Below are 25,660 nucleotides of genomic sequence, written 5' to 3' on the forward strand. Positions count from 1 at the left end.
CAGGTTCTCCGTTTATTGACAGATTTAAAGCAAAATTTGTTCAGGAATCGCCCAGAGGCGGAACGGTTTCACCCCGTAAGGCATAGAATTCGCTTACAAAGTCCGACAATGTACCTGCTTCAATGGCCCCACGCAATCCACTCATCAGGTTCTGATAGAACCTCAGGTTATGAATGGTATTGAGCTGCGACCCGAGCATTTCTCCGCACTTATCAAGATGATGCAGGTAGCTCTTGGAAAAATGCTTACAGGTATAGCAGTCACAACGCTCGTCCAGCGGTCCGGTGTCGTGACGGTTTTTGGCATTGCGGATTTTGACAATACCGGTGGAGGTAAACAGATAGCCATTGCGTGCATTACGGGTTGGCATCACACAGTCGAACATATCGACACCGCGGCGCACCGCCTCAACGATATCCTCAGGGCGACCAACGCCCATCAGGTAGCGTGGCTTGTCTTCCGGCATCTTCGGCGGCAGGTGATCCAGGATCCGGATCATGTCTTCTTTCGGCTCGCCCACCGACAGGCCGCCAATGGCATAGCCATCGAAACCAATCTTTTCCAGACCCTCCAGGGACTGGTCCCGGAGCGACTCATACATGCCGCCCTGCACGATGCCAAACAGCGCTGCCGGATTGCCCTCATGGGCTCTCTTACTGCGCTCGGCCCAGCGCAGCGAGAGCTCCATGGACTCTTTCGCCTGCTTTTCCGTTGCCGGGTACGGCGTGCATTCGTCGAAAATCATCACGATGTCAGAGCCCAGATCACGCTGAACCTGAATCGCGATTTCCGGTGACAGCTCGACTTTGGAGCCATCAACCGGAGACCGGAAAGTCACACCCTGCTCGGTAATCTTGCGCATCTCGCCCAGACTGAAAACCTGGAAACCGCCGGAATCCGTCAGAATTGGCCCCTGCCACTGGGTGAAGTCGTGCAGATCGCCGTGGGCTTTCACTACCTCTGTGCCGGGTCGCAGCATCAGGTGAAATGTATTGCCCAGAATAATATGGGCACCGATTTCCTCGATGTCTCGGGGCAGCATTCCCTTAACAGTGCCATAGGTGCCAACCGGCATGAATGCCGGAGTCTCCACCACGCCTCGGGGAAAGGTCAGTCGGCCACGACGGGCCTTGCCATCTTCTCCGAGTTTCTCGAAGGACATAAAACAGGATTCACTCACTGTGATTCTCCACGGGATTCGGTTTGATGTGACTCGGCGGAATCCGTTCCCAGCATCATGCCCCGGCTGGGCTCCTGCGCGGTAAGAAACATGGCATCGCCGTAGCTGAAAAACCGGTACTTTTGCTCCACCGCCTCGCGATACGCAGACATGATGTTGTTATAGCCTGCAAACGCACTGACCAGCATGATCAGTGTGGACTCCGGCAAATGGAAGTTGGTGATCATGGCGTCCACGGTCTGGAAACGGTAACCAGGGTAGATGAAGATATCCGTATCGCCCCGGAACTCCTGCAAACGCCCTGCCCGGCTGGCCGACTCCAGAGAGCGGACGGAAGTGGTACCCACGGCAACGACCCGGCCACCCCGAGCGCGGGCCTGATTAACGGCCTTTACCGTCTCTTCCGGCACATGGGCGATTTCACTGTGCATGACATGATCTTCGATCTTGTCGACCCGTACCGGCTGAAAGGTGCCAGCGCCAACGTGCAACGTAACGTATGCAAACTCAATGCCCTTCGCTTTCAGGGCAGACAGCACGACATCATCAAAGTGCAGCCCGGCAGTGGGTGCAGCCACGGCGCCCGCCTCCTTGGCATAGACGGTCTGATAGCGCTCACGATCCGACTGCTCATCTTCCCGTTCCATGTAAGGCGGTAAAGGCATGTGACCGATACGCTCGAGCACATCCAGAAACGCCTCATCCCCTTCATAGACGAAATGAAAGAGCGCATCCTCCCGCGCCAGCATTCGCAGTGCGGTTCCATCTTCCAGCAATAGTCGCTGGCCTTCCTTGGGAGATTTGGAAGAACGGGTATGGGCAAGCAATTCCTTTTCACCCAGTAAACGCTCAACCAGTATTTCAACTTTGCCACCGGTTTCCTTCTGGCCAAACAACCGGGCCGGAATAACACGGGTATTGTTGAATACCAGGAGGTCCCCGGGCTGGAGCAGGTCCGGAAGGTCAGTAAACTTCAGAGGAGTGGTCTGGCCGGAAAGGCCGTCAAGGCTGAGCAGGCGTGAAGCACTGCGTTCTTTAAGCGGATAACGGGCGATAAGCTCGTCCGGCAGATCAAAATGAAAATCGGAGACGTTCATGGGCCGGGCTATTCACGATGCCGCAGGTTGCGGCCTATAAGTGGTAGCGGCGGGCGGACTCGAACCGCCACGGGTTTTACCCCAACGGATTTTGAATCCGTCGTGTCTACCAATTTCACCACGCCGCCATCGGAGAGTGGGAGGGATTATACTGAGCCAGAGCCCGAAAGCAACCAGCCGGCAGGCAAAAATCACCCGCCGGCACAGTGAATTAGAGTCGATCGAACAGGGACAGCTGAGAAACCTGCGCAAACGACTGCTGAGCGGCCTGCAATACGAAGCTCTGGAAACTGAGGTTGCTGATGGCCTCGGCGTAGTCGACATCCTGTAGCTGGGAACGAATCTCTTTGGTGTAGAGTTCCGAATCCTCAAGAAACGCGGTGGTGGACTCCACTGCGTTGAGCCGGCCACCAAGCTCGGTTTGCTTGAGAATGATTGACTCCTGGGCATTATCGAGATTGACCAGGGTTTCAGCGATCAGCGCATCGTACTCGGCACTGCTCTTGGGCGTTGTTTTGGAAATTCCGTCCAGGCCGGCAATCAGGTTCTCGATGGTGCCGAAGATGGATTGTTTATCATTTACCCCTATCGTGAAAGTATCTCCTGCTCCCGTTGGTAAACCTGTAACCGGATCAATTCCATTTGGATCATAAACAGCATCATTGACCGTCATTTTTATACCGGCCACTTGAAACTCTTCACCAACCCTAGGTGGAGGTGTTGGAGTTAAATCAGGAGAACCATTCGGCCCTGTAATTCTAAGGTCACCATCTAAATTCACAACCGAAACGGTCAGGTCATCGGGGACAGACGGCGTGGCTCCAATAAATGAATTCGTTAAATCATTCGGGGCGACCAATTCAAGCCCAGAGATGTAACCAGAGGCGGAAACACCATTGTCAGATCCATTGTCATCGCTAGTTACAGAGATTGACTTAGGAACATCCACAAAGATCCCTTTGCCGTGGTCGCTAATAGGCACGGTCACACCATCATCAATCTCCAATACCCGCTGCCCCTCATCGCCTTGATACACCCATTTGCCTTCATCATTTTTGGCAAATGCAGGCGTACTGCCCTGGAAGCCACTGAAGATATACTCCCCGGATGCATCCCGGGTATTGGCAATATTGGCGAGCTGGCCAAGACGTTCCTTGAGCTCCGCCGAGATGGACTGCCGATCATTTGCAGACAGAGAACCATTACCGGCCTGAACCGTCAGCTCCCTCACCCTCTGGATAATGTCCACAGCGCTGGCGAGTGTGCTTTCTTCCTGCTTCAGCCGGTTATCGGCCAGATTGGCATTCCGGCCGTAGGTTTCCGAGCGCTGAAGCTCCTGGTCAAGCTTCAGAATACGGGCGGCCGCCACTGGATCATCCGACGGTTTGTTTACTTTCTTACCGGTAGAGATCTGCTGCTGGGTGTTAACCAGGTTGCTGTTGATGTCCTGCAGACGGTTGATGCCGCCGAAAAAAATCTGTTGTGATGAAATTCTGATCATGTGACATCACCTCGCCTTAACGGAAGCTCTGCAGCAACGTGTTAAAAAGATCCTGCGCCACAGACATCACCTGGGCCGATGCGTTGTAGGCTGCCTGGTACTGAATCAATTTGCCGGCCTCTTCGTCCAGGTTAACGCCCGAGACAGACTCCCGCTGATTGGTAGACTGCTCCAGCAGCGTTGCCCCGGCGTCTTTATCCAGCTGGCTCTGGCGGGTTTTCACGCCGATATCCTCGACCAGGCCAGCGTAGCCCTCGGTAAAGTTCTGGGAACCGCCATTGAGCGTATTTTTTGTACCCAGCGCGGCCAGAAGCTCAGCGTTGCGGTTGTCTGAAACGCCGTTCTTATTGAAATCGATGGTAAACTCATCGCCAACTGCAGGCTCTCCAGTCATTTCGAACTGAAAGCCCTGGTAGCGGCTGCCATCGCTGGGGTCATCACTAAAAAACACGTTGACCTTTTTCGGATCATAATTGCCGGTTTCGAGAACGTTATTACCCGGGGTATCCGTGATCTCGTAATCGTAAGTGCCCGTTGCCGCATCGTAATTCGTGAACTCGATATTCAGGGGGCCATTGCTCAGCTCCCCCCGACTCTGAAACCCTGGCAACAAGGCTCCCGTATTCGGGTTACGAACATTCAGCATATTGCCCTGGCCAATCTCGGCAGTGCCTAGGTTGTCGTCACTGCCGCTTGCCCTGATCGGACTGGCAAAAGCAAGATCTTCCTCACGCCGAACATTCAGCTTGATGTTCTCCGCCGCATTTCTGCTGGGCTGAATCAGGTACTTGTCACCGGCATTGAATTCTCCTCCGTCAATGCGGATATTAAATCCCGGCATTGTGATTTCGGATTGCACCGGGTCCGGCAATCGCCCCTGGTTGACAGTGTCCCCTGTCGCAGTATTGATCAACTCAAAATTGCGACCGTCACCACTGAACTGAAGTGACCAGGTACCGGCAGGTAGATTGCTGCTGTCAGTGATTTCAACCGCCAAACGGCCATTCTGGGGCTCTGCATTATTGGCGTTTGGAATCACCCGACTGCGCTGAAGTTCCAGAGCATTTACATCGGTAAAGAAATTGCTCCCCAGATCGCCCTCCAGGTCCATCCCGATCTCATGCTGATGGTTTATGGCCGAGGAGATGGCAATCGCCAGCCGGCCGAGCTCATCGAAGGCGGGCTTCAGGGCCATTTCATCAAAGGCACGCAAGCCACCCAGTTTTCCGCCCTGAATCTGTTCATCCACCAGCAGGGTGCGCCCACCACTGGAGAGCGTAAATTCCAGCCGCGTGGGATCTTCCGCACTGCTTCGGGTCGCAAATTCTGCGGCGTTGGCGCCGGTAACCAAAGCCAGACCGTTAGACAGGGACACATTCACCTGGCTGCCTTCAACCTCCGTTACCCGAATGCTCACCAGCTCAGACAACTGGCGCAACTTCTCGTCCCGCTTATCCATCAGCTCCAGGGGCTCCTTGCCCTGGGCCAGGCCCGGAGATTCAGAAATAGCCAGGTTCAGTTCAGCGATACTCTTCAGCAGAGTATTGGCATCTTTCACGCCCTGCTGCATCTGGGTTTTTACCGATTCGCGCTGCTGGATGAACTCCTGGTTCAAACCTTGAAAGCGATTCACCAGTTGCTGGGCTTCGCTCAGCACTAACTGGCGTTGTGGCAACGAGGTCGGGTCTTCCGCCGCATTCTGCATGGCCGAGAAGAAGTTGTTCAGCGCTTTGTTCAGGCCGGTGTCTTCACCGCCCAATAGATTATCCAGCCGCGTCAGTTCGGCGTTAAAAGCATTCTGCTCGCCAAACAGAGTGCTGTCCTCGCGTAACTGCTGACTCAGATAGGCATCTGCCAGCCGGCGGATATTAGCGACGGATACGCCACTGCCGATGGTCCCTGCACCTGTACGCCGACCTTCCTGGGTCTCGAACTGGACCTCCTGGCGACTGTAACCCGGTGTGTTTGCGTTAGTTATGTTGTTTGCTGTGGTGTTGAGCGCCGCCTGGTGCCCCAACACCCCACTCAGACCAATACCGATCAAGCCCGCCATGATCTGTTACTCCTTCGCTCTGTCACTGTTCATCGACAGCGTCATCAGAGAATCCCGATTCATGATCCGACGGATCTTGGCTCCGTATTCCGGATCGGTTGCATAACCCGCTTCCTGCAGCTTCTCCGCAAATACTTCCGGCTGATCTGCTGAAGACAGAACATCGCGATAACGGGGGTTGCTTTGCAGAAAATCAACGTAATCCCGGAAGCTGGCCTCATAGTCCGGATAGGCACGGAAATCCGCCCGCTCCTTCATGGCCACGCCACCCCTGAATTCGGTGGTGGTAATGCTCACGGCGTCACCGCCCCAACGACTGTCTGCCTTGATGCCAAACAGGTTGAAACTCGGCTGCGAACCATCACCTTTGATCATGTGTTTGCCCCAACCGGTTTCGAGCGCCGCCTGGGCAATCATCAGGCGCGGATCAATGCCGGTCTCCTTTCCGATCTGCTCTGCGAACGGCATCAGCTGCTCAACAAAATGCTCTGGCGACTCAAATACCTCCGGCAGCTTGCCGGGTTTCTGCGCTGGCTCTGCTTTTACCTTCGCAGCTACATCCGCCACCTCTGCCATTCGCTCCGGCAACGCTCTGGAAATCGCCGGCATACTGCGGTCGTAATCGGTAATGACACCCTTGTGACCCGCCAGTTTCTCTCCATCCTCACCGAGCCCCGGAATCTGTTGACCCAGTTGCCGGACCAGCGCTTCCGCCAGCCCGGTACCGGTACCACCGGCCATACTTAAGCTGATCTGGCTGTCGAACATATCCCGGTACATCTGACTTTCATTACTGTTCAGGTAGTTGCCCTCGGCAAACACTTCGCCAGCCTTGCGCATGGATTTGAGCATTTCTGACAGGAACAGGCTCTCGAACTGCTTGGCAACCTGCTCCAGCGCGGCCTGCTTGTCGGTACGAGCCTGGGTTTTCAGTGCATTCAGACCACTGAAATCGGTGTAGACCTGGGCTTGCTGTAGTCGTGGATCCTGCATGGCGATACCTAGATCACAATCAACTCGGCACGAAGCGCGCCAGCCTGTTTGAGTGCTTCAAGCACCGCCATGACATCGCCTGGCGCTGCTCCTACCTGGTTTACTGCCTGAACAATTTCGTTAAGTGTGGTTGCCGGGCCGAACTGGAACATCCGCGCCGGGTCTTCAGTCACAGCGATCTGGGTATTCTGCTGAACGGCTGTATCACCCTGAGCCAGAGGATTGGGCTGCACTACCTCGGGGTTTTCCTGAATAGTCACGGTCAGGTTGCCATGGGTAATGGCAGCCGGGCTCACTTTTACATTCTGGCCGACCACGATGGTACCGGTGCGGCTATTGATCACCACTCTTGCGGCTTCCTGAGCCGGATCGACCTCAATGTTCTCCAGAATGGATAGAAAACTGACTCTCTGTGATGGGTCCCTGGGTGCCCGCACCGATATAGACGTGGCGTCGTGTGCATAAGCCATGTCCGGGCCCAGACGACCATTAATCGCCTCAACCACACGGCGGGCCGTGGTAAAGTCGGAACGCAACAGGTTGAAGGTGATGGTATCGCCCCGGTTGAACGGCGATTCCACCTCACGCTCGATGGTTGCGCCGTTCGGAATTCGGCCAACGCTGGGTACATTCACGGTAATCCGGGAACCATCCTGGCCCTGGGCACCAAAACCGCCCACCACCAGGCTGCCCTGTGCCATGGCATAAACCTGGCCATCGGCGCCTTTCAGCGGTGTCATCAGCAAGGTTCCGCCACGCAGGCTATCGGCATTTCCGATAGACGAAACTGTGATATCCAGCTCCTGTCCGGCTTTGGCAAAGGCCGGCAAAGTCGCGCTTACGGTTACCGCCGCCACATTGGCCAGATTCGGGTTCACACCATCCGGCAAGGTTATGCCGAACTGGTTCATCATGTTCCGAAAGGTCTGGTTGGTAAACGGCGCTTTGTCGCCAGTACCATCAAGACCGACCACCAGGCCATAACCAATCAGTTGGTTGTTGCGTACGCCTTTAACCTTGGCCAGGTCTTTCAGGCGGTCGGCCATCACCGGCGCGGAACAAAGGGCCGTGAGGGCAAAGACGGCAATCAGTTTGCGGATCATAGCGGCCACCACTCACTGTTGAAGAAGCGAGCCAGCCAGCCCATCTGGTTGGCCTGGTCAAAATCACCGGTACCGCCGTAGGCAAACCGGGCATCTGCAACACGGTTGGAGGCAACGGTATTATCCGGTTGAATATCCTGCGGTCGAACCAGCCCGGTCATTCGGATGTACTCATCACCGTTGGTCAGGGACAACCACTTCTCGCCCCGAACCCGGAGTACACCATTAGGCAGAACTTCGGTGACCGTAACGGTAATACTGCCAGCCAGGCTGTTGCTCTGATCGGCTTCGGCAGAGCCTTCAAAGTCCCGCTCAAAATTGGCAGAAGCGTTCAAGCCGATATTTGTCTTTCCAAAGATGCTCGGTTCCGGAATGCTCAGTTCCTGATCCTTGGTAATGGAGGTTTCAGCGTTCTTGCTGGCACTGGTGGATTCCTGCAGCAATACCGTAAGCACGTCACCCACGTTGAGTGCCTTGGTATCGCCGTACAGGTTGTAATTTCTCGACACCTGGTAAATTGCCCCGGAGTCCGGGTCGCGCTGCATCATGGATTGGGCGCGAACCGGTGCGTAGGCCGGATCGTCCGGCATCGCCCGGGGGCGAGACATGGCGGTGCATCCCTGCAGCATAATCAGCACACCCACCAATGCCAGGGTGGCCAGCCGTTCAGTGTATAAACTGCGTTGAATGCGTTTCATGACTTAACCAATATTGTTGGTGATGAACTGAAGCATCTGGTCTGTGGTCGAAACCACCTTGGAGTTCATTTCATAGGCACGCTGGGTCGTAATCATGTTCACCAGCTCTTCCACCACCTCTACGTTGGAGGATTCAATGGTGCCCTGTTCAATGGACCCGAGACCTGCAAGTCCGGCTTCACCTTCAGCCGGATCACCACTGGCATTGGTCTGCTTGAACAGATTATTACCGATGGCCTGCAAGCCCTGCGGGTTGATGAAGTCCACCAGGGTGATCTGGCCGAGGTTGACGGGCGCAGCCTGGTCATCGGTAATAGCGGTGACCGTCCCATCTTTGCCAATGGTGATATTGGTGGCGTTCTCCGGCACATTGATATTCGGCTGAAGCGGAAAGCCATCCGGTGTGACCACATCGCCGTCAGAGTTCAGCTGAAACTGGCCATCCCGGGTATAGGCGATCTGTCCGTCCGGCATCTGAATCTGAAAGAATCCCCGGCCATTCACCGCCATATCCAGAGGCTGTTCAGTGATCTGCAGGTTGCCCTGGCTGAATTGCTTGGCAGTGCCAACAATCCGGACCCCGGTCCCGAGCTGCAGGCCAGAGGGCAACTGCGTGTTCTCAGTGCTCTGCCCGCCGGGCTGACGGTTTATCTGATACAGCAGATCCTGGAACACCGCCCGATCCCGCTTGAAGCCGGTGGTGTTCACATTGGCCAGGTTGTTGGAAATGGTGGACATGTTGGTGTCCTGCGCGCTCAACCCGGTTTTACTGACCCAAAGTGCTGGATGCATGGTTTTACTCCTTGCCCGTCGGTGGCCGATGCGGCGATCTTTTGCCGCTCTCCGCCAACCGATGGCGTTTGATCATCGTTATCAGAGGTTCTGCAACAGTCGTGCCGTAGCCTCGGAATTTTCATTGGCGGTCGACATCACCTTTACCTGCATCTCGTATTGGCGAGATAACTGCAGATTGGAGATCATTTCCTCCACCGCATTCACGTTTGAACTTTCGAGAAAACCGGTGGCGACACGCATGGCTGCATCCGGTGGCTCTGGACCATCAAGAGCCTGATCCGGCTTGCGTCGAATGAACCCATCCAGACCTTTCTCAAGTGCATCTACCGGTGGGTTGACAAGCTTCAGTCGGTCAACTTCCACTAGCTGATCCGGCGGCCCACCTACCGGCACAATGGAGATGGTGCCGTCCGAGCCAACCTGAAGATTGCCAAAAGGAGGAAGAGCCACCGGCCCACCGTTCCCCAGAACCAGCTCGCCACTCGCCAGCCGCACAAGTCCGTTCACGTCGACCTGTAAGCTACCGGTACGGGTGAATACCTCTTCGCCCAGATTGTTTTGAACGGCGAGCCAACCACCGCCGTCTACCGCCACATCCAGCTTACGTCCGGTCTCCATTAAAGCGCCGGGCGAGAGATCAGTGCCGGGCCGCTCGGTCATGGCGTAGGCGCGGGTGGGATGGTGCTCACCGAACACGGGCATACTGCGGGCCTGGGCAAAATCCTTCTTGAACCCGGTGGTATTGACGTTAGCCAGGTTGTTGGCATGGGCACGCTGGGCCAGCATGTTCTGCTTGGCGCCAGACATTCCAATATAGAGGGCTTTGTCCATGGGCAAACTCCTGCCGGAATTTTGACTGTTTCCGGTCTTCCTGCAGGAGTCATGCCATGTTCGCTAGGGCGCGAAATTATCGGAGGTTGATGATGGTCTGGGTGACCGCATCGGAGGTTTCAATGGTTTTGGCGTTAGCCTGGTAGTTGCGCTGGGCAATGATCAGGTTCACCAGCTCTGCCGAGAGATCCACGTTGGAGTCCTCTACGGAGCTGGCCTTGATGGAACCGAGCGTACCGGTATCCGGAGCACCAATTATCGCCTGGCCAGATTCGAAAGTCTCCACCCAGGTCGTGTCACCTACCGGCGACAGCCCATCAGTATTGTTGAACGCAGCTAGAGCAACCTGCCCCAATGACTTGGACTGGCCATTGGTGTAGCGCGCGAAGATCACGCCCTGATCAGACACATCCAAGCCGGACAGCCGTCCTGTAGTATAGCCATTTTGCTGTTGATCATTCACACCGAATGCCGCGCCGTACTGAGTCGCATCACCCAGGCTAAGGACAAAAGCAGACGAGGTCGCAGGCTCAGGAATTGGACTAACGACACTGGTGGGGTCTGAAGGAGGACCGTCGGCCCCATTTGGATCACCATTGGAGTCCTTGGGCACCCAATCTGTAACAATGATCTCACCATTCGGATCACCGTTTACAGATTGCAGAACACCGTCCTGATCAAACAATGCTGTATATGGCTGTTGATCCGTGCCCGCTACAAGCTCACCATCAATCTGGATATAAATCGACCACTGGCTCTGACCGACCCCATTTCCCGGAGAAGGGTCTTTGACGTAAAACTGTGTCATCTCGTGAGGGTTGCCAAGACTATCGTAAATAGTAGTCGATGTGGCGTGATTGTACGTGCGCTGATCGATAGGATTGAAAGAGTTCGTGGTTTCCAGGGTTCGATCCAACCAAGTGTTGGCATAAAGCGCATCACCTCCGGGAACCACATTGGCAACTGTGCGATCCGCCTGCGGCCTGACGGTCCCCAACTCCGTATTAGGCCCAACAGACGTAGAATTATTACTGTATGCATACGTTAGTGTATTGCCGCTATTGTCAACAACCTGCAACTCTCCGTTGTCATCAAGAGAGGCGAATAAGCTCCTGGCGCTGGGGCTAGCGTTAATTGCATTAATCAATCCGTCTACATCGTTAACGCCACCGAGATCCACGAACACCTCTGAACCATCGATCTGCAGTGTGAAATCGAAGTTACCACTTTGAATAAAGGCATCGTCTATCTGACCCAAATTTAACTCTGTAGTAGCAGAGGCACTTAACCCGGTCTCATCATTAATGGCTGCAGCTACATCTTTTGCAGACAGTCCAGAGGGAATATTGATTGTGCGGTCGGCAGAACCATCATTATAGGAGACCGTAAATGTACCCGTAGGGAATGCTGTAACTGGTGGATTATTAGGGTCGAGGTTAAAGCCATTATTGGTGTAGGCTGGACCCGCTATCTCACCCATAACCGACACTTGTCGCTCTAAAACCGACTCTCGTGAATCTAAATTGACATCTGTCTCCAGCAAGGTGGTTCGCTTGGGAGCCAGATTATCAGTTTCAATTTGTAGGTCACCACGGATACCAGACAAGTTGCCATCACCGTCAGCGACGTAGCCCTGAACCCGCATATTCTGGTTATTAACAACATAACCTTCTTTATCAATCCCGAACTGGCCAGCCCGGGAATAGCGGATTTCACCGCCGTTATTCAGAATAAAGAAGCCATCACCACTGATAGCCATATCCAGGCCGTTATCGGTGAAGCTGATATTGCCCTGACCGAATGACTGCTTTACGTCCTGCACCCGCACGCCGTCGCCAATCGGATTGGTACCGGCACTCAGGAAACCACTGGCGTACAAATCACCGAACTGTACCTTGCTACTTTTGAAGCCGACGGTACTGGCGTTGGCGATGTTGTTACCGGTGACATCCAGATCCACCGAAGCGGCGCGCAGACCACTCAAACCTGTGTTAAATGCCATGACTTATACCTCCTGGTCTGACACCGGATCAGTTGATTTGTTTGACTTCAGACAGCGGAATGGAGCCCATTCCGGCCAGATTCAGAGTAATGGAACCACCCTGCCCCAACGACACACTGTCGACATTGGCGCTCACCATGGTCGCCAACTGCTCCGATCCGGAGGGATAGGAGCCCTGCGCCACAATCGAGTAGGGGCCGGGCGGCAAAGGATTGCCGTTGCCGTCTTGCCCATCCCACTGGAACGACACCACACCAGCCTGGCTGCTGCCCATATCAATCTGGCGAACTAACTCACCGCTTTGATTCATGACCGACAGTCGCAGCCCACCCGTGGAAGCCGGCACCTGAATGGTGCCAGTTATCTCGCCTTCGCTACCCAGAATGCCCACACTGGAGGGTGCCAGAACGGTTTTGCCTACCATCGCCGAGGCCTGCAAGGCCTGGCTGGACCGGAACTGACCAACCACATCGTCGACACTGCCCGACAGATTCTGCATTTCTTCCAGTGAACTGAACTGGGCCAACTGGGCGATAAAATCGCCGTTGTCCTGCGGCTCCAGTGGGTTCTGATTCTTGAGCTGCGCCAGCATCAGCTCCATAAACGCGTCTTTACCCAGCTCGTTGCCACCAGGGGTCTTGCCCTCCTGGTTCAGTTGGTACTGGCTCAGCACGTCTGAGGCGGCTGCGGAATTCACTGCACTCATGGCTTAATCCTCACTTGTTACTGCTGACCCAGTGTCAGAATTCGCTGCATCATGGATTTGGCGGTGTTCATGACATCCACATTCATCTGAAAACTGCGGGACGACGACATCATGTCCGCCATTTCCTCAACCACGTTCACGTTGGGGTAATAAACGTACCCTTCCTCGTTCGCGGCAGGGTGATTCGGCTCATAGCGCATCTGCAGTTCTGCATCGCTCTCGACAATCCCCTCAACGCGAACACCTGCCCCGGCCCCCTCTTCGGAACCAATACCAAATCCCTGCTGATCAGGGTTCAGCATGGCCTGCTGAATAGCGGCAAACACCGGTTTGCGGGCACGGTACGTTGTATCCGTGCTCGAACTGGCGGTTTCTGCGTTGGCAATGTTAGACGCGGTGGTGTTGAGCCGCAGTGACTGTGCGGTCATGCCGGAACCGGCGATGTCGAAAATGTTACCCAGTGACATGACAATCTCCTTCAATCTCGTACGGACTGCGGCTTATTCGCCCTTCAGCGCCTTGGTCAGGCCGGAAAACCGACTACTCAGGAACTGGAAGCTGGCCTGGTAATCCATGGCGTTGCGCATGAAACGGGTCTGCTCGGCCTGCGCATCCACGGTATTGCCATCAATTGATGGCTGGTGCGGGGTACGGTACAGCAGCTCGCCGTCAGCGCCAGGGCTGGAGGTGTCCATATGGCCACTGTGGGTCGTGGTCATACCAAAGCCCGTCATGGAATCCTGCGCCTTCTGCATCATCGCCTGGAAATCCACGTCGCGGGCTTTGTAGCCCGGGGTGTCGGCATTTGCCAAGTTGTTCGCCAGCACTTCGGCCCGCTTGACCCGCGCCTGCAGCGCGTGCTCATGAATACCAAGCGCTTTGTCGAATGTAATAGCCATTACTGCCTCCAGATCTTTGCACCGACCAGGCTGAACCTGTGAACTTGCCGGTTTTGCGTTCTGAAGTGATTAAAGCAAGCAGAGTGCCAGAATTGAAAAAGCCCGCTGTAATGCGGGCTTCGAAGAGGGCTGTCTAATAAATGAGCGGCAAATTCCGGTTAAACGCAACGAGGGCGGCAACGGGTTTCCCCAGGCGGACTTGCCGCTGATCGAGGCTCAGACTTGCCAGGGGGAAGTGCGCCCTGGCGCGGCCCACCTTGAGACATACTCTTTGGTATCGGGCCGGGGCACCGATGGTTTCTCACTGGCAACGGTACCGGTATAGAGGAAACCGATAATGGACTCGCCCGGCAGCAGCCTAAGACCGTCATGCAGCGACGGATGATAAGCCACAGGCCCGGTTCGCCACATGGCGCCGTAGCCGGCATCATTCAGCGCCAGGGAGATAAAACTCATACCGGCCGCTGCCGACATTACCTGCTCCACCTCCGGCACCTTCGGATGATGACGGGGCGACGCAATACCGACAATAATCATGGGTGCACGAGCCGGAGCATTCCGGGCCTTCTCACGCTCCTTATCAGAAGCGTCCGGCGGGCAGCATTCAGCAAACAGGTCGCCCAGAGCTGCCAGGCCTTCCCCCTCTATCACGAGATAACGCCAGGGCCTCAACAACGCATGATCCGGGGCCCGGGCCGCGCACCGGAAGGCCTGATCAACCACAGACACCGGTGGTGCCGGTGCCTGCAAACGGGGCTCCGAAGCACGATCCAGAATAAAACGGGTTATCGAACTCATACAGTCTCGCTGTTGATTGGTTGCATGATTTTCGGTTGGGCCGGAAGCGGCCCCGATGAATTGTGAGTTCTACGTAATGCTGTTAATCTTTAGTCGTAGTTCAAACCAACAATTATAAAGAATCGGCAGCATACAATGAGCGACATACTTATCGGAAGGATCCGGTTCTGAAAATGATGAGCGCACCCGCTGAATTACGCAGCATAACCGGCAATACCGGCAAGCTGGGGCAAGGCGACATCTACGACCACACGGTGGCGATTCCACCGATGCCCGATTACAACGGTCGGATACTGGCCTACACCGCCACTGCCGCCATTATTGTCACGGGTGTCCTTCAGGATGTGTTTCCCCAATTGCTTCTCTGGATGGTGGCTGGCGCTCTGATCTGGCCACACCTCGCGCACGTGCTTACACGGCGAACCTTCCTGCGACGTTCAGCCCGGATTCGGCAAAAAATGCTGTTCCTCGACTGCATAATCGGAGGCAGCTTTATTGGCTTGATCGGATTGATCGCCATTCCGTCGGTATCGGTTGTCCTGATGCTGATGTTCAGCTGTCTGATCGTGGGCGGCGTCAGGCAATGGTTGTTCGGCACAGCGCTCATGTCTGCCGCCATGGCCGCCACAGTGGCGGCAACCGGCACCGCCGCCAATCTGGAAGCCCCCCTGCTCACCAGCATCGTCGCCATTTTGGCCACAGGCACGTACATCTGCGTTACCGCCTATTACTCACACCAGCAGGCCCGGGCCCTGCTGCTGGCAAAGACCCAGATTCAGAACCAGCGGGAACAGTCCATCGCCCTGTCCCACAAGCTCTCGAAATACCTGTCGCCTCAGGTCTGGCAGTCCATCTTTACCGGGGAACGGGATGTTCGGCTTGAAACCCAGCGCAAGAAACTGGCAGTGTTTTTCTCAGACATAAAAGGCTTTACTGAACTGTCGGAGGAGATGGAGCCGGAAGCCCTTACCGAGCTTCTGAATCACTACTTCAACGAAATGTCAGAGGTCGCCCTGAAATACGGCGGCACCATCGACAAGTTTGTCGGCGATTCCATCATGGTGTTCTTTGGCGATCCGACCAGTCGCGGCCAGAAAGAAGATGCGTTCTCGTGTGTGTCCATGGCCATCGAGATGCGCAAACACATGAAGATCATGCGCCAGAAATGGCGCAGCCTGGGCATCAAGACGCCCCTGGAAATCCGCATGGGCATCAGTACCGGCTACACCACGGTTGGTAACTTCGGCGCCGAAAACCGGATGGATTACACCATTATCGGCAAGGAAGTGAACCTCGCCAGCCGACTGGAGTCCCTGGCGGAACCAGGCGAGATTCTGGTGTCGTATGAGACCTTCTCGCTGATCAAAGACCGCATTATGTGCCGGGACAAGGGCGAGATTACCGTAAAAGGCTTTGGCAAGCCGGTGCCCATCTACGAGGTGGTGGATTTCCGGCGCGACATGGGGCCTCACCGTAGCTTCCTGGAACACGAACACAGCGGCTTTGCCATGTACCTGGATTCCGATAAGGTCACCGAACGGGAGCGCAAAGCCATACTCAGCGCCCTCGAAGACGCAGCCGACCGACTGCGTCAGGAAGACGATACCGAATAGCCGAGCCTGCTACTGCCTAACCAGCCGCGGCCCCGGACCATCTTCAGCACATGTGCTGCGCCAGGGGTTGATATCCAGGCCACCACGCCGGGTGTAACGGGCGCACACCATCAAGGATTCCGGCTGACACCTCGCCATCAAGTCAGTAAAGATGGTTTCAACACAATGTTCGTGAAAATCCTGTTTCTGACGGAAGCTCACGATATAGCGCAGCAACCCTGCCCGATCAATCTTCCTCCCGGAATAGCGAATCAGTACCGTGGCCCAGTCGGGTTGGCCGGTCACTGGACAGTTGCTTTTCAGAAGATGTGAACACAAGCCTTCACTGACCACCGGCTCGCTGGTTGTCAGCGACTCAGGCGCATAGTCGTAGGCCACCTGCTCTAGCGTTTCATCATCGATCAACTCGTATCCTTCGGGCCGGCCGATTGCAGGCGCTGAGTCATCCACACTCAGAAGCGTCACATCCACCGCCGCACCACAGGCACTCGAAAGATCCTGGGTAATGGTCTCGGCCACTTGATCCGGAGACGAGAACACCGCCTGATTCAGAGAGTTCAGATACAACTTCAGGGATTTGCTCTCAATAATGGCAGGCGATGCCGCAGGAAACCGGATTTCTCCCCAGGCCACGGCCGGTACACCGCCGGGCTTCAGCCAGGAGATTTCCCACGCCTGCCACATGTCCTCGCCAAACCAGGGCCAGCGACCATCGTCCAGGCCGATTCGCCGGCGGTTTTCTTCCCGGGCCACCGGGAACAGCAGAGACGGATCATACTGATCAGGGTATTCACTGGACTTGCCCAGTGGCGCGTTATCAAGAGCCATATCAGTTCCGGAATTAAATCAGTGTCGAATGCCCTTGCCACGGGCAAGCATGCGCAAGGCAACCGCCGCCAGCAAGACGATGAAAACCAGAATCATACCAAGAGACACGAACGGATTAACGTCCGAAACACCCAGTATGCCGAAGCGAAAACCGTTAACCATATACAGGATCGGATTCGCCATGGACACGCCCTGCCAGAACGACGGCAGCATGTCGATGCTGTAGAACACACCCCCAAGGTAAGTCAGCGGCGTCAGCACAAAGGTCGGGACAATGGAAATGTCATCAAACTTGGTCGCCAGCATGGCGTTGATGAAGCCACCCAGAGAGAACAGCGCCGACGTGAGAATCACCGTGATGATCACCATCAGCAGGTTATGAATACTCAACTGGGTGAATGCCAGCGACAGCAATGTCACGATCAGGCCAATACTCAGCCCCCTGGCCATGCCCCCGGCCACATAGCCCGCCAGGATGGTCCAGTTCGGCACCGGCGACACGAGCAATTCCTCAATACTGCGCTGGAACTTCATAGAGAAAAAGGACGACACCACATTGGAGTAGGAATTGGTGATCACCGCCATCATAATCAGGCCCGGCACAATGAACTGCATATAGTCGTAGCCGCCCATTTCACCGATGCGGGAACCAATCAGGTTGCCAAAAATAATAAAATACAGCGTCATCGTGACGGCCGGCGGCAACAGCGTCTGCGGCCAGATCCGGGTAAAGCGCCGAACCTCGCGGGTAACGATGGTTGTAAAGGCTGTCCACAGTGCTTGCGGTGTCATGCTGTCACCTCGCTGGCTTTCTCTGCCTCCCGGGCGTTCTCCTCAACCATGCGAACGAACAGCTCTTCCAGCCGGTTGGCCTTGGTTCGCATGCTCAGCACCCGAATACCAAGATTCTCCAGTTCGATAAACAGAGCGTTCAAACCCTGTCCCTTGGCAACTTCCACTTCAAGCGCACCATCGTCATCCAGGCTGGCGTTGAACCCACTCAGTTCAGGGGCCTTCTCTAACGGCTGCTCGGTATCCAGTACAAAGGTTTCTACACTGAGCTGTTGCAGCAGTTCCCGCTTGCTGGTGTGCCTGATGATTTCCCCGTGATCAATAATGGCAATGTTGCGGCAAAGCGCTTCCGCCTCCTCCAGATAGTGGGTGGTCAGAATGATAGTGGTGCCCTGGCGGTTCATCTCTTCCAGGAATTGCCACATGGAACGGCGCAACTCGATATCCACACCGGCCGTCGGCTCATCAAGAATCAGCAATCTGGGCTCATGTACCAGTGCCCGGGCGATCATCAGGCGGCGTTTCATACCACCCGACAACATCCTGGCCGGTGTGTTGCGCTTGTCCCAGAGCCCGAGCTTCTTCAGATACTTTTCCGCAGACACCCGTGCGGTTTTCAGGGGTATGCCGTAATAACCAGCCTGCGTGGTGACGATATCTTCCACCTTCTCGAACTGGTTAAAATTGAATTCCTGTGGAACCACACCCAGGGAGAGCTTGGCGCTTGAGAGGTCTGTATCGATATCATGGCCGAACACTCTGACCTTGCCGCCCGACTTGTTTACCAGAGAGGAAACAATCCCAAGAGTGGTCGACTTGCCGGCCCCGTTTGGGCCCAGCAAGGCGAAAAAATCGCCTTCCCGAACGTGCAGATCAATGCCTTTGAGGGCCTGAAAACCATCGCTGTAGTTCTTGGTCAGCCCTTCAATGTCCAGTGCGTAGGTCATACACCCCACCGTTGTTCAGAAACCGGGCTCCAGAGGAGCTAAAAAGATAGAGAGCTATTTGATTGAGGCAACGCCGGAAAATTCAAGGGACGAAGCCAATTAAAGCCAGGTGCCCCAAACCCTCAAACTGCGACAGGATTCCCGATATAGCCGAAGTGCCATCCCTATAATGCGGTTACAACAACTTACAAATCGGACACCGGCCACCGGATGCTCCAGGTCAACGCGAAGGGATTGTACGAAACGCCATGAAACTCGTTCACCTCACCCGCTTTATTCTGCCACTCTCTGCAGCCATCGCCCTGACCGGCTGCTTCGATAGTGGCAGCAGCTCCGGATCCGACGATACCCGCACCGGGCGAATTCATTTCCAGGGCGTTGGTGGGCTGACCTACCAGACTGCCAGTCAGTCCGGAAAGACCAACACCCGTGGCGAGTTCCGCTATTACCCCGGCGAGACACTCTCGGTCAAAGTAGGCAATCTCCCTATCGCAGAAGGGATTCCGGCAAGGGAATACGTGACCTTCCTGGAATTTCAGGCAGACACCCGCGCGGCCCTGCAAACCCCGGCCGTTGACGATGAAGGACTGAACAGCCACCAGGTCCGTGAACAGCTATTGTTTGAGAACAACACACTGATGAACCTGTCCCGCTTCCTTCTGGCCCTGAACTGGACCGAGAACGTAGACGACGACGAGGGCATCGACATCCGCGAGCGAGTCATCAACCAGCTCAACCAGGCGCTTGATGATCCTAACCTGCCGAACACCATAGATTTCAATGTCAGCATCGGCGAGTTTACCGCCGAGAATTCGCCGGCCAACCAGATCCTGGCGGAGATCTGCTTCCACCCGAAAGACGACCCACTGTGCGGTGAGCCGCCAACCCAGGAGGAAATCGACAACGCCGATGACCGCCCTGTAGATGGTGAGCTGGATCCTGATATCGACTACAAGGAAGATCTGGAGGCGCTCCGGGAACGAATTCTCCAGTCTGTGCGCAACATGGATGAATTCGACAACGAACAGGCCCGCAATTACCTTCGCAGAGAGCTCGCCGCTATAACCCGGAAGTTATCAAGGCAGTACTACCTGTCACCGGAAGACGCCACACACGCCGCCGGCGACACCAGCATCAAGTCCGTGAAAGTCAAAAAGATCAGGGGGGACGCTCAACTGGCCCAGCTGCAGGCCCAAAGCACACGCCCAACCGACGTTTATGTTAACGCCGAAAGCTGGCAAGAGGCAGAAGTGGAGTACGTGGTCGACGGCCCCACAGGCGGTGAATCAGAAATTCTGGTGAACTTCCGGCCGGAGGGCACCTATCGCTGGGTGCGCAAGCAGATACGCGTACTTATCGATTAATCAGTTTACCCAGGGACCAACGGGACTCGACACCGGTTACATCGTAGCCAGCCGGGTCCAGGCCCTCGGTGCCGTGAGGCAAACACTCGCGCACGGTCAGTAACTCCGAGGCGCCTCGGGACTCATTGTGCCGGGCCAGATCAACAATCTTTGCGGATTTCAGCGGCCGATGCTCGGCGTCCTGCATGACCATCACGCTGGGCCACAGCCTCCTTCCCGGTGAGTGGGATACCACAATGCCACGCTGGCCATCAGAAAGCTCCACCAGAGTACCGGTCGGATACACGCCCACACCCTGGATAAAAGCCTCAACAAGATCTTCCTGAAATTCGATATTGCGCATATCGTACAACAGCGATACCGCTTTTGCCGGTGTCATGGGATCCTGATCATCCCTGGGCGCAATCAAAGACTCAAAGAATTCTGCAATACCTGCAACTTTTGCCAGCAGCGGGATACGGTCGCCACGAATTCCCTGTGGAAAGCCGGAACCATTGTGCCGCTCGCGGTGCCCCTGAACCACGCTCATAACGGCTCTGGAGAGACCCGCGCCTTCCAGCATCTGACAACCACGTTCCACATAGGTGCGATAAGTCGCGTATTCTTCAGTGGATAGACGGTGCTCTCGGGCCAGCATCTCTTTAGGCAATGCGGTCTTACCCACCTGCGACAAAAGACACCCTACCCCGAGATGGTTCAGGAGCCCTTCGTTCAATCCTAGCTGCCGGCCACACACCAGAGCCCATACTGCGGTATTCAGGGCATGCCGATACACAAAATCATCATACTGGCGGGTGCGGCTCAGCCACAAAAGCGCGTTCGGCTGGCGAACGACGCTCTCTACCATGCGGCGGGTGACGTCCGCAGCCGGGCGCAGATCCGGCACCTGATCGTCCTGAACGGTCTCGAACATACGGCTTAATGCCAATTCCGCATCGTTCAGGAGCTTGCGGGATGCTTTGAGTTCTTTACGAAGGGGGACATCATTCTTGTAAACAACCGGTTCACGAATACTCAGTGGCGCCAGTTGCATTTCCTCACGACCACCCGCACGGGTGTTAGAACGTCGGGCAAAGGGGCGAACCTTGTCTGGCCCGAGGGTGATTTCCTCGCGGGTTTCCGCCACATCGACCATCACCCACTTACAGTGGGAGACAACGGCTTTCAGATCGTTTTCGGAACGGAGGTAAAAGCCCTGGATGGGAAACGGTGTTTGATGCCAGGGGCGATCAAGATCAGACACGAACATGCCGATCTCAAGATCATGTGCCGCTATTTTTTTCTGACGAACGCCCACTAGACACCTCGGGAACAGGGATTCTTTGACTGTCCCCAGTTTGCCACGTTAGCGGCAAGACTCCATTACGATTTGGTAGCCAAGCGTCACCAAACCGCAACAAGTCGTAACTCAGATTTTCACTCGGCAACGAAATGTATCAGTGTGACCAAACTCACAGGGAAAAGCAGACAGACTTCAATCTTCCAGACATTGTGTCTCGTCGAAATCCGGCAGACGGGCATTCAAAGAGCCCCGGGGCACCTTTCTCGCGTAGACCGTATAAGCGACAGCAGACGGGCGGATGTAATCTACATTCACCTCTTCGCCATCCTTTATCAGGTTGGGCTTTGCTGGCTGGCAGGAAACCAGAAGCTCAAAGCGGCTGCCGACATCGGCAACGCGGCCTTTCCCTTGAGGCATTTTCACCGTTAAACAGGCAGCCTGCTCTGTGGCCGGCGCACCCGTTGCCGCCAGAACGTCCAGCGACGGATCGCCACAAGCACGAATGCCATCACCACAATCACCAGCACTGTCATGGCTGCTGTCGGCAATACGCCAGACCCGTTCACTGCACTGGGTTTCCAGTTTCATGGTGGTAGCCTGATTATTGCCTGGCCACCACTCTGGATATTCCGCGCTTTGCCAGTTCACTCGCACCTGCCGGGTTTCACCCGCAGAGTTCTCCGCAGGGAACATCGCATAGTGGGTATAGTAGCTGACACAGCCCGACAGCATTACCACCGGCACAGCAAGCACCGAGGCCATCAATCTCAGGTAAGTGGGTGAACTCATCAGGCAAGACCTTTTCTTTTAACTGCGTCCATTATCGCCATCATGGAATCCACTTCCGCCAACTATTCGGCAGTATCGGCAAACTGCAACCCAAAGCCATCAATAGTGCGGCGCACCACCACCATATCCAGAATGGGGGCCGGCACAGGAAGCCCCTGCACCTGAACGGTCACGCAATCGCCTATGGAGGGCTCAAACACCTGTTCCCCCAACACAATGAACACACCGCCATCTGAGATGTCACGGGTAGAGAAAACGAATTCTCCCAGCTGCTCATGGACCAACTTCACTTTTGCACTCATTGCCGTGCGGCTATGCTCTCTGCGATCACTACCGACCATGCTCGGAAACCCTGCCATTTGCTGCGTTCTTATAGTGTTATGAAGCATAACACTATTTTCTGAAAAATATCCCCGAAGGGTTATTGACTCATTCGCGGTTAGCAATGAGAATAGTTGTCGTTTTTAACTGCCTGTAACATTCACTTACAGGTGAACGCTCACCTTTTAGCAACGCGACAGAAAGGATCAACATTATGCGAATGAAACTTGCCGCAACTGCCGCCATCGCTCTGGCCGCCATGCCGCTGTCCGCCTCTGCCGACGGCGAGGTCAATATCTACTCCTACCGTCAGGCTTACCTGCTGGAACCGCTGCTCAACGCCTTCACCGAAGAAACAGGCATTGAAGCGAACGTTGTCTTTGCCAAGCAGGGTCTGGCCGAGCGCCTTGAGCGTGAAGGCCGCAACAGCCCGGCAGACGTGGTGATGACGGTCGACATTTCACGGATCAACGAACTGGTTGAGAAAGACCTCGTTGCCGGCGTTGAGACCGACACGCTGCAGGAGAACATTCCGGAGAACCTGCGCCACCCGGAAGGTAAGTGGTACGCCCTGACCACTCGTGGTCGCCTGATCTTCGCATCCAAAGATCGCGTTGAAGAGGGTGAGATCACCACATACGAGCAACTGGCTGATGACAAGTGGGAAGGCCGCATCTGTACCCGCAGCGGCAAGCACCCGTACAACATCGCCCTGATCTCCTCCATGATCGCCCACCACGGTGAAGAAAAGACCGAAGAGTGGCTGCAAGGCGTCAAGGAAAACCTGGCACGCAAACCCCAGGGTGGCGATCGCGACCAGATCAAAGCCATCGCTGAAGGCGTCTGCGACATTTCCATTGGCAACAGCTACTACTACGGCAACATGCTGATGGACGAAAACCAGCGCCCGATCGCCGAACAGGTTAACCTGGTATTCCCGAATGCCGAAGGTCGTGGCACTCACGTGAACATCAGTGGCATTTCCCTCACCAAGAGCGCGCCGAACAAGGACAATGCCATCAAGCTGATGGAATTCCTGTCCTCACCGGAAGCCCAGCGCATCTACGCGGAAGCCAACACCGAGTACCCGGCGAACCCGGAAGTGAAGCCTTCTGGCCTGGTAGCCGAGTGGGGTGAGATCAACCCGGACGATCTGTCACTGCAGGAAATCGCCAACAACCGCGAAGCGGCTGTGAAGCTGGTTGACCGCGTTGACTATGACGGCTGATCAGCCTCACACCAACCGGTAAACCGAAGGGTGTCCTGTCCAGGGCACCCTTTTTTGTTGGCCACAAACATGACCGCAGTCATTGCAGGGAAGCAACGCACTATCTAAAATCGCAACACTTCTCATCACCACTACGCTAACAGGATCACCATGACCGAGGTCGTTTCCAGTGCAAACCCGGGGCTCTCGCAACCGCTACTGGCAAAACGCACCTCAAAACGGTGGCTGATCAGCGCCGTCCTTACCACCGCTATTGTCGCGCTTCCAGTGCTGTCGGTGATCTTCCTGGCCCTGTTCCCGGACGAGAACATCTGGCCTCATCTGATTGAAACCACCCTGCCCCGCTACCTGACCACCACCATCAAGTTGATGATCGGTGTGGGCGCGCTAACCCTGTTGATCGGACTGGCCACCGCCTGGGCCGTGACCATGTGCGAGTTCCCGGGCCGGAAATTCTTTGAATGGGCTCTGCTGCTACCTTTTGCCGTACCGGCCTACGTGATTGCCTATGTCTACACCAGCCTGCTGGATTACGCCGGTCCCGTGCAGCGAGGCCTGCGTGAGTGGTTTGGCTGGCAGAACGCCAGCGATTACTGGTTTCCGGAAATCCGCAGCCTGGAAGGCGCCATCCTGATGATCGGCCTGGTACTCTACCCCTATGTGTACCTGCTGGGGCGAGCTGCCTTTCTTGAACAATCACCCTCACTGTTTGCCGTCAGCCGCAGCCTGGGTCATTCGGCACTGAGCACTTTCTTTCGGGTAGTTCTGCCCATTGCCCGGCCAGCCATTGCCGTGGGCCTTTCTCTGGTGCTGATGGAAACCCTGAACGATTTCGGTACCGTCGATTTCTTTGCTGTGCAAACCCTCACCCGCGGCCTGTTCGATACCTGGATGAACCTGGGTAACCTGGGCGGCGCGGCCCAGATCGCGACCACCATGCTCATTTTCGTGGTGATCCTGGTAACCCTGGAACGTTATTCACGGCGCCGCCAGCAACAATACGCGGCCCGCGACAACCGTGACCCGATTCACCGCTTCACCATGTCTTTCCCGCGCCAGATGATCTGTGTCGTCGTCTGCGCCGTGCCACTGGTATTTGGCTTCATAATCCCCGGAGCCACCCTGGGCTATTACGCCTGGGAATACTTTGATGTCAGCTGGAACCCGGATTTTATTCAGAACGCGTTTAACAGCCTGTTCCTGTCCAGCGCAGCAGCGCTCACCACCCTGATCATCGGCGTTACGCTGGCCTATAGCCGCCGTCTGCACAACACCCGTGGCATGCAAATCCTGATGCGGCTTTCCAGTCTCGGTTACGCCATGCCCGGCGCAGTGCTGGCCGTGGGCGTCATCGTACCGCTGGCCGGCTTCGACAACTGGCTGGATTCCCTGATGCGGGATTATCTTGGCGTGAGCACCGGCCTGCTGCTGAGTGGAACGGCCTTTGCCCTGATTTTTGCCTACACCGTGCGTTTTCTGGCGGTGTCTGCCGGCAGTGTGGAGAGCGCCCTCCAGAAAATCACCCCCAGCATGGACATGGCCTCCCGCTCCCTGGGCCACACTCCGGGCAAAACCCTGATCAACGTACACCTCCCGATGCTGCGTGGAACCCTGGTCACCGCTGCCCTGGTAGTGTTTGTCGACTGCATGAAGGAACTGCCGGCCACCCTGATTCTTCGGCCCTTTAATTACGAGACCCTGGCCACCTACGTGTACCAGTTTGCCTCAGACGAACAGCTCTATCACAGCGCCCTTCCCGCCCTGATTATTGTGGTCGCCGGTATCATCCCCATCATTCTGATGAACCGATCCATCTCCAATTCCAGAACCATGGCCTGAC

24 protein-coding genes and 1 tRNA gene are annotated in these 25,660 nt (G+C 55.6%); 4 read left to right on the forward strand and 21 right to left on the reverse strand.

Going from position 1 to position 25,660, the window contains the following annotated elements:
* Window positions 1-40 precede the first annotated feature (40 nt).
* From tgt to Q675_RS26920, 15 genes are all read right to left on the reverse strand, one after another.
* Complete coding sequence (tgt, locus tag Q675_RS26850) at window positions 41-1,162, reverse strand: tRNA guanosine(34) transglycosylase Tgt (protein WP_014421745.1); 1,122 nt, start codon at window positions 1,160-1,162, stop codon at window positions 41-43.
* Window positions 1,163-1,176: 14 nt separating this feature from the next.
* Window positions 1,177-2,277, reverse strand: a complete 1,101-nt coding sequence (gene queA, locus Q675_RS26855; RefSeq protein WP_023011065.1) for a tRNA preQ1(34) S-adenosylmethionine ribosyltransferase-isomerase QueA — start codon at window positions 2,275-2,277, stop codon at window positions 1,177-1,179.
* Window positions 2,278-2,318: 41 nt separating this feature from the next.
* Window positions 2,319-2,405 (reverse strand) — tRNA-Leu (locus Q675_RS26860).
* Window positions 2,406-2,488: 83 nt separating this feature from the next.
* The gene (flgL, locus tag Q675_RS26865; protein WP_023008197.1) at window positions 2,489-3,778 is read right to left on the reverse strand and encodes a flagellar hook-associated protein FlgL; all 1,290 of its coding nucleotides are present in this window, start codon (window positions 3,776-3,778) and stop codon (window positions 2,489-2,491) included.
* A gap of 16 nt (window positions 3,779-3,794) precedes the next feature.
* The gene (flgK, locus tag Q675_RS26870; protein WP_022992500.1) at window positions 3,795-5,831 is read right to left on the reverse strand and encodes a flagellar hook-associated protein FlgK; all 2,037 of its coding nucleotides are present in this window, start codon (window positions 5,829-5,831) and stop codon (window positions 3,795-3,797) included.
* Window positions 5,832-5,837: 6 nt separating this feature from the next.
* Window positions 5,838-6,824 (reverse strand): flagellar assembly peptidoglycan hydrolase FlgJ, encoded by a 987-nt coding sequence (gene flgJ / locus Q675_RS26875; protein WP_023011066.1) that lies wholly within the window; start codon window positions 6,822-6,824, stop codon window positions 5,838-5,840.
* 8 nt (window positions 6,825-6,832) lie between these two features.
* Complete coding sequence (locus tag Q675_RS26880) at window positions 6,833-7,927, reverse strand: flagellar basal body P-ring protein FlgI (RefSeq protein WP_022992502.1); 1,095 nt, start codon at window positions 7,925-7,927, stop codon at window positions 6,833-6,835.
* The gene (gene flgH, locus Q675_RS26885) at window positions 7,924-8,625 is read right to left on the reverse strand and encodes a flagellar basal body L-ring protein FlgH (RefSeq protein WP_023011067.1); all 702 of its coding nucleotides are present in this window, start codon (window positions 8,623-8,625) and stop codon (window positions 7,924-7,926) included. The genes Q675_RS26880 and flgH overlap by 4 nt, the downstream gene beginning before the upstream one ends.
* Before the next feature lie 3 nt (window positions 8,626-8,628).
* On the reverse strand, window positions 8,629-9,417 hold the full coding sequence (gene flgG, locus Q675_RS26890; RefSeq protein WP_023008194.1) for a flagellar basal-body rod protein FlgG: 789 nt from the start codon (window positions 9,415-9,417) through the stop codon (window positions 8,629-8,631).
* Between the two features lie 81 nt (window positions 9,418-9,498).
* Window positions 9,499-10,251 (reverse strand): flagellar basal body rod protein FlgF, encoded by a 753-nt coding sequence (locus Q675_RS26895; protein WP_023011068.1) that lies wholly within the window; start codon window positions 10,249-10,251, stop codon window positions 9,499-9,501.
* A 76-nt stretch (window positions 10,252-10,327) separates the two neighbouring features.
* Window positions 10,328-12,253 carry a flagellar hook protein FlgE gene (locus Q675_RS26900; RefSeq protein ID WP_023008192.1) on the reverse strand — a complete coding sequence of 642 codons (1,926 nt, stop codon included), beginning with the start codon at window positions 12,251-12,253 and terminating at the stop codon, window positions 10,328-10,330.
* A 28-nt stretch (window positions 12,254-12,281) separates the two neighbouring features.
* Window positions 12,282-12,959, reverse strand: coding sequence for a flagellar hook assembly protein FlgD (locus tag Q675_RS26905; protein ID WP_011784613.1), 678 nt, complete (start codon window positions 12,957-12,959; stop codon window positions 12,282-12,284).
* Window positions 12,960-12,976: 17 nt separating this feature from the next.
* Window positions 12,977-13,426, reverse strand: coding sequence for a flagellar basal body rod protein FlgC (flgC, locus tag Q675_RS26910; RefSeq protein ID WP_022992507.1), 450 nt, complete (start codon window positions 13,424-13,426; stop codon window positions 12,977-12,979).
* A 33-nt stretch (window positions 13,427-13,459) separates the two neighbouring features.
* Window positions 13,460-13,858, reverse strand: a complete 399-nt coding sequence (gene flgB / locus Q675_RS26915; RefSeq protein ID WP_011784611.1) for a flagellar basal body rod protein FlgB — start codon at window positions 13,856-13,858, stop codon at window positions 13,460-13,462.
* A gap of 216 nt (window positions 13,859-14,074) precedes the next feature.
* Window positions 14,075-14,656 (reverse strand): nitroreductase, encoded by a 582-nt coding sequence (locus Q675_RS26920; protein WP_023008191.1) that lies wholly within the window; start codon window positions 14,654-14,656, stop codon window positions 14,075-14,077.
* A 173-nt stretch (window positions 14,657-14,829) separates the two neighbouring features.
* On the opposite strand from Q675_RS26920, the gene Q675_RS26925 reads away from it, so the two are divergent.
* Entirely contained in the window at window positions 14,830-16,269 is a 1,440-nt protein-coding gene (locus Q675_RS26925) for an adenylate/guanylate cyclase domain-containing protein (RefSeq protein WP_023011069.1), read from the forward strand.
* A gap of 9 nt (window positions 16,270-16,278) precedes the next feature.
* Here the strand turns inward: Q675_RS26925 and queF are convergent, their stop codons facing one another.
* From queF to Q675_RS26940, 3 genes are read right to left on the reverse strand one after another with little or no spacing between them, the layout of a single operon-like run.
* Window positions 16,279-17,097, reverse strand: a complete 819-nt coding sequence (queF, locus tag Q675_RS26930; protein ID WP_014421759.1) for an NADPH-dependent 7-cyano-7-deazaguanine reductase QueF — start codon at window positions 17,095-17,097, stop codon at window positions 16,279-16,281.
* Window positions 17,098-17,115: 18 nt separating this feature from the next.
* The gene (locus tag Q675_RS26935) at window positions 17,116-17,889 is read right to left on the reverse strand and encodes an ABC transporter permease (protein ID WP_022992510.1); all 774 of its coding nucleotides are present in this window, start codon (window positions 17,887-17,889) and stop codon (window positions 17,116-17,118) included.
* Window positions 17,886-18,836: an ABC transporter ATP-binding protein gene (locus Q675_RS26940; protein WP_023011070.1), complete on the reverse strand. Its 951-nt coding sequence runs from the start codon at window positions 18,834-18,836 to the stop codon at window positions 17,886-17,888. Before Q675_RS26940 ends, Q675_RS26935 begins: the two co-directional genes overlap by 4 nt.
* A gap of 248 nt (window positions 18,837-19,084) precedes the next feature.
* On the opposite strand from Q675_RS26940, the gene Q675_RS26945 reads away from it, so the two are divergent.
* Window positions 19,085-20,200: a hypothetical protein gene (locus Q675_RS26945; RefSeq protein WP_023011071.1), complete on the forward strand. Its 1,116-nt coding sequence runs from the start codon at window positions 19,085-19,087 to the stop codon at window positions 20,198-20,200.
* On the opposite strand, the gene Q675_RS26950 is transcribed toward Q675_RS26945, so the two are convergent.
* The 3 genes from Q675_RS26950 to Q675_RS26960 form a co-directional block, all read right to left on the reverse strand.
* The gene (locus Q675_RS26950) at window positions 20,190-21,497 is read right to left on the reverse strand and encodes an HD-GYP domain-containing protein (protein WP_031211277.1); all 1,308 of its coding nucleotides are present in this window, start codon (window positions 21,495-21,497) and stop codon (window positions 20,190-20,192) included. The two genes, Q675_RS26945 and Q675_RS26950, sit on opposite strands and share 11 nt — an antisense overlap.
* A 177-nt stretch (window positions 21,498-21,674) precedes the next feature.
* Window positions 21,675-22,271 (reverse strand): hypothetical protein, encoded by a 597-nt coding sequence (locus tag Q675_RS26955; RefSeq protein WP_051995607.1) that lies wholly within the window; start codon window positions 22,269-22,271, stop codon window positions 21,675-21,677.
* 62 nt (window positions 22,272-22,333) lie between these two features.
* On the reverse strand, window positions 22,334-22,612 hold the full coding sequence (locus Q675_RS26960) for a PilZ domain-containing protein (protein ID WP_011784602.1): 279 nt from the start codon (window positions 22,610-22,612) through the stop codon (window positions 22,334-22,336).
* Window positions 22,613-22,806: 194 nt separating this feature from the next.
* On the opposite strand from Q675_RS26960, the gene Q675_RS26965 reads away from it, so the two are divergent.
* Window positions 22,807-23,820, forward strand: coding sequence for a Fe(3+) ABC transporter substrate-binding protein (locus Q675_RS26965; RefSeq protein WP_014421765.1), 1,014 nt, complete (start codon window positions 22,807-22,809; stop codon window positions 23,818-23,820).
* A 150-nt stretch (window positions 23,821-23,970) separates the two neighbouring features.
* Window positions 23,971-25,659 carry an ABC transporter permease gene (locus tag Q675_RS26970; protein ID WP_023011075.1) on the forward strand — a complete coding sequence of 563 codons (1,689 nt, stop codon included), beginning with the start codon at window positions 23,971-23,973 and terminating at the stop codon, window positions 25,657-25,659.
* Window position 25,660: the final 1 nt, after the last annotated feature.

Source organism: Marinobacter sp. EN3, from assembly GCF_000475315.1.
GTDB classification, from domain to species: Bacteria; Pseudomonadota; Gammaproteobacteria; order Pseudomonadales; family Oleiphilaceae; genus Marinobacter; species Marinobacter nauticus.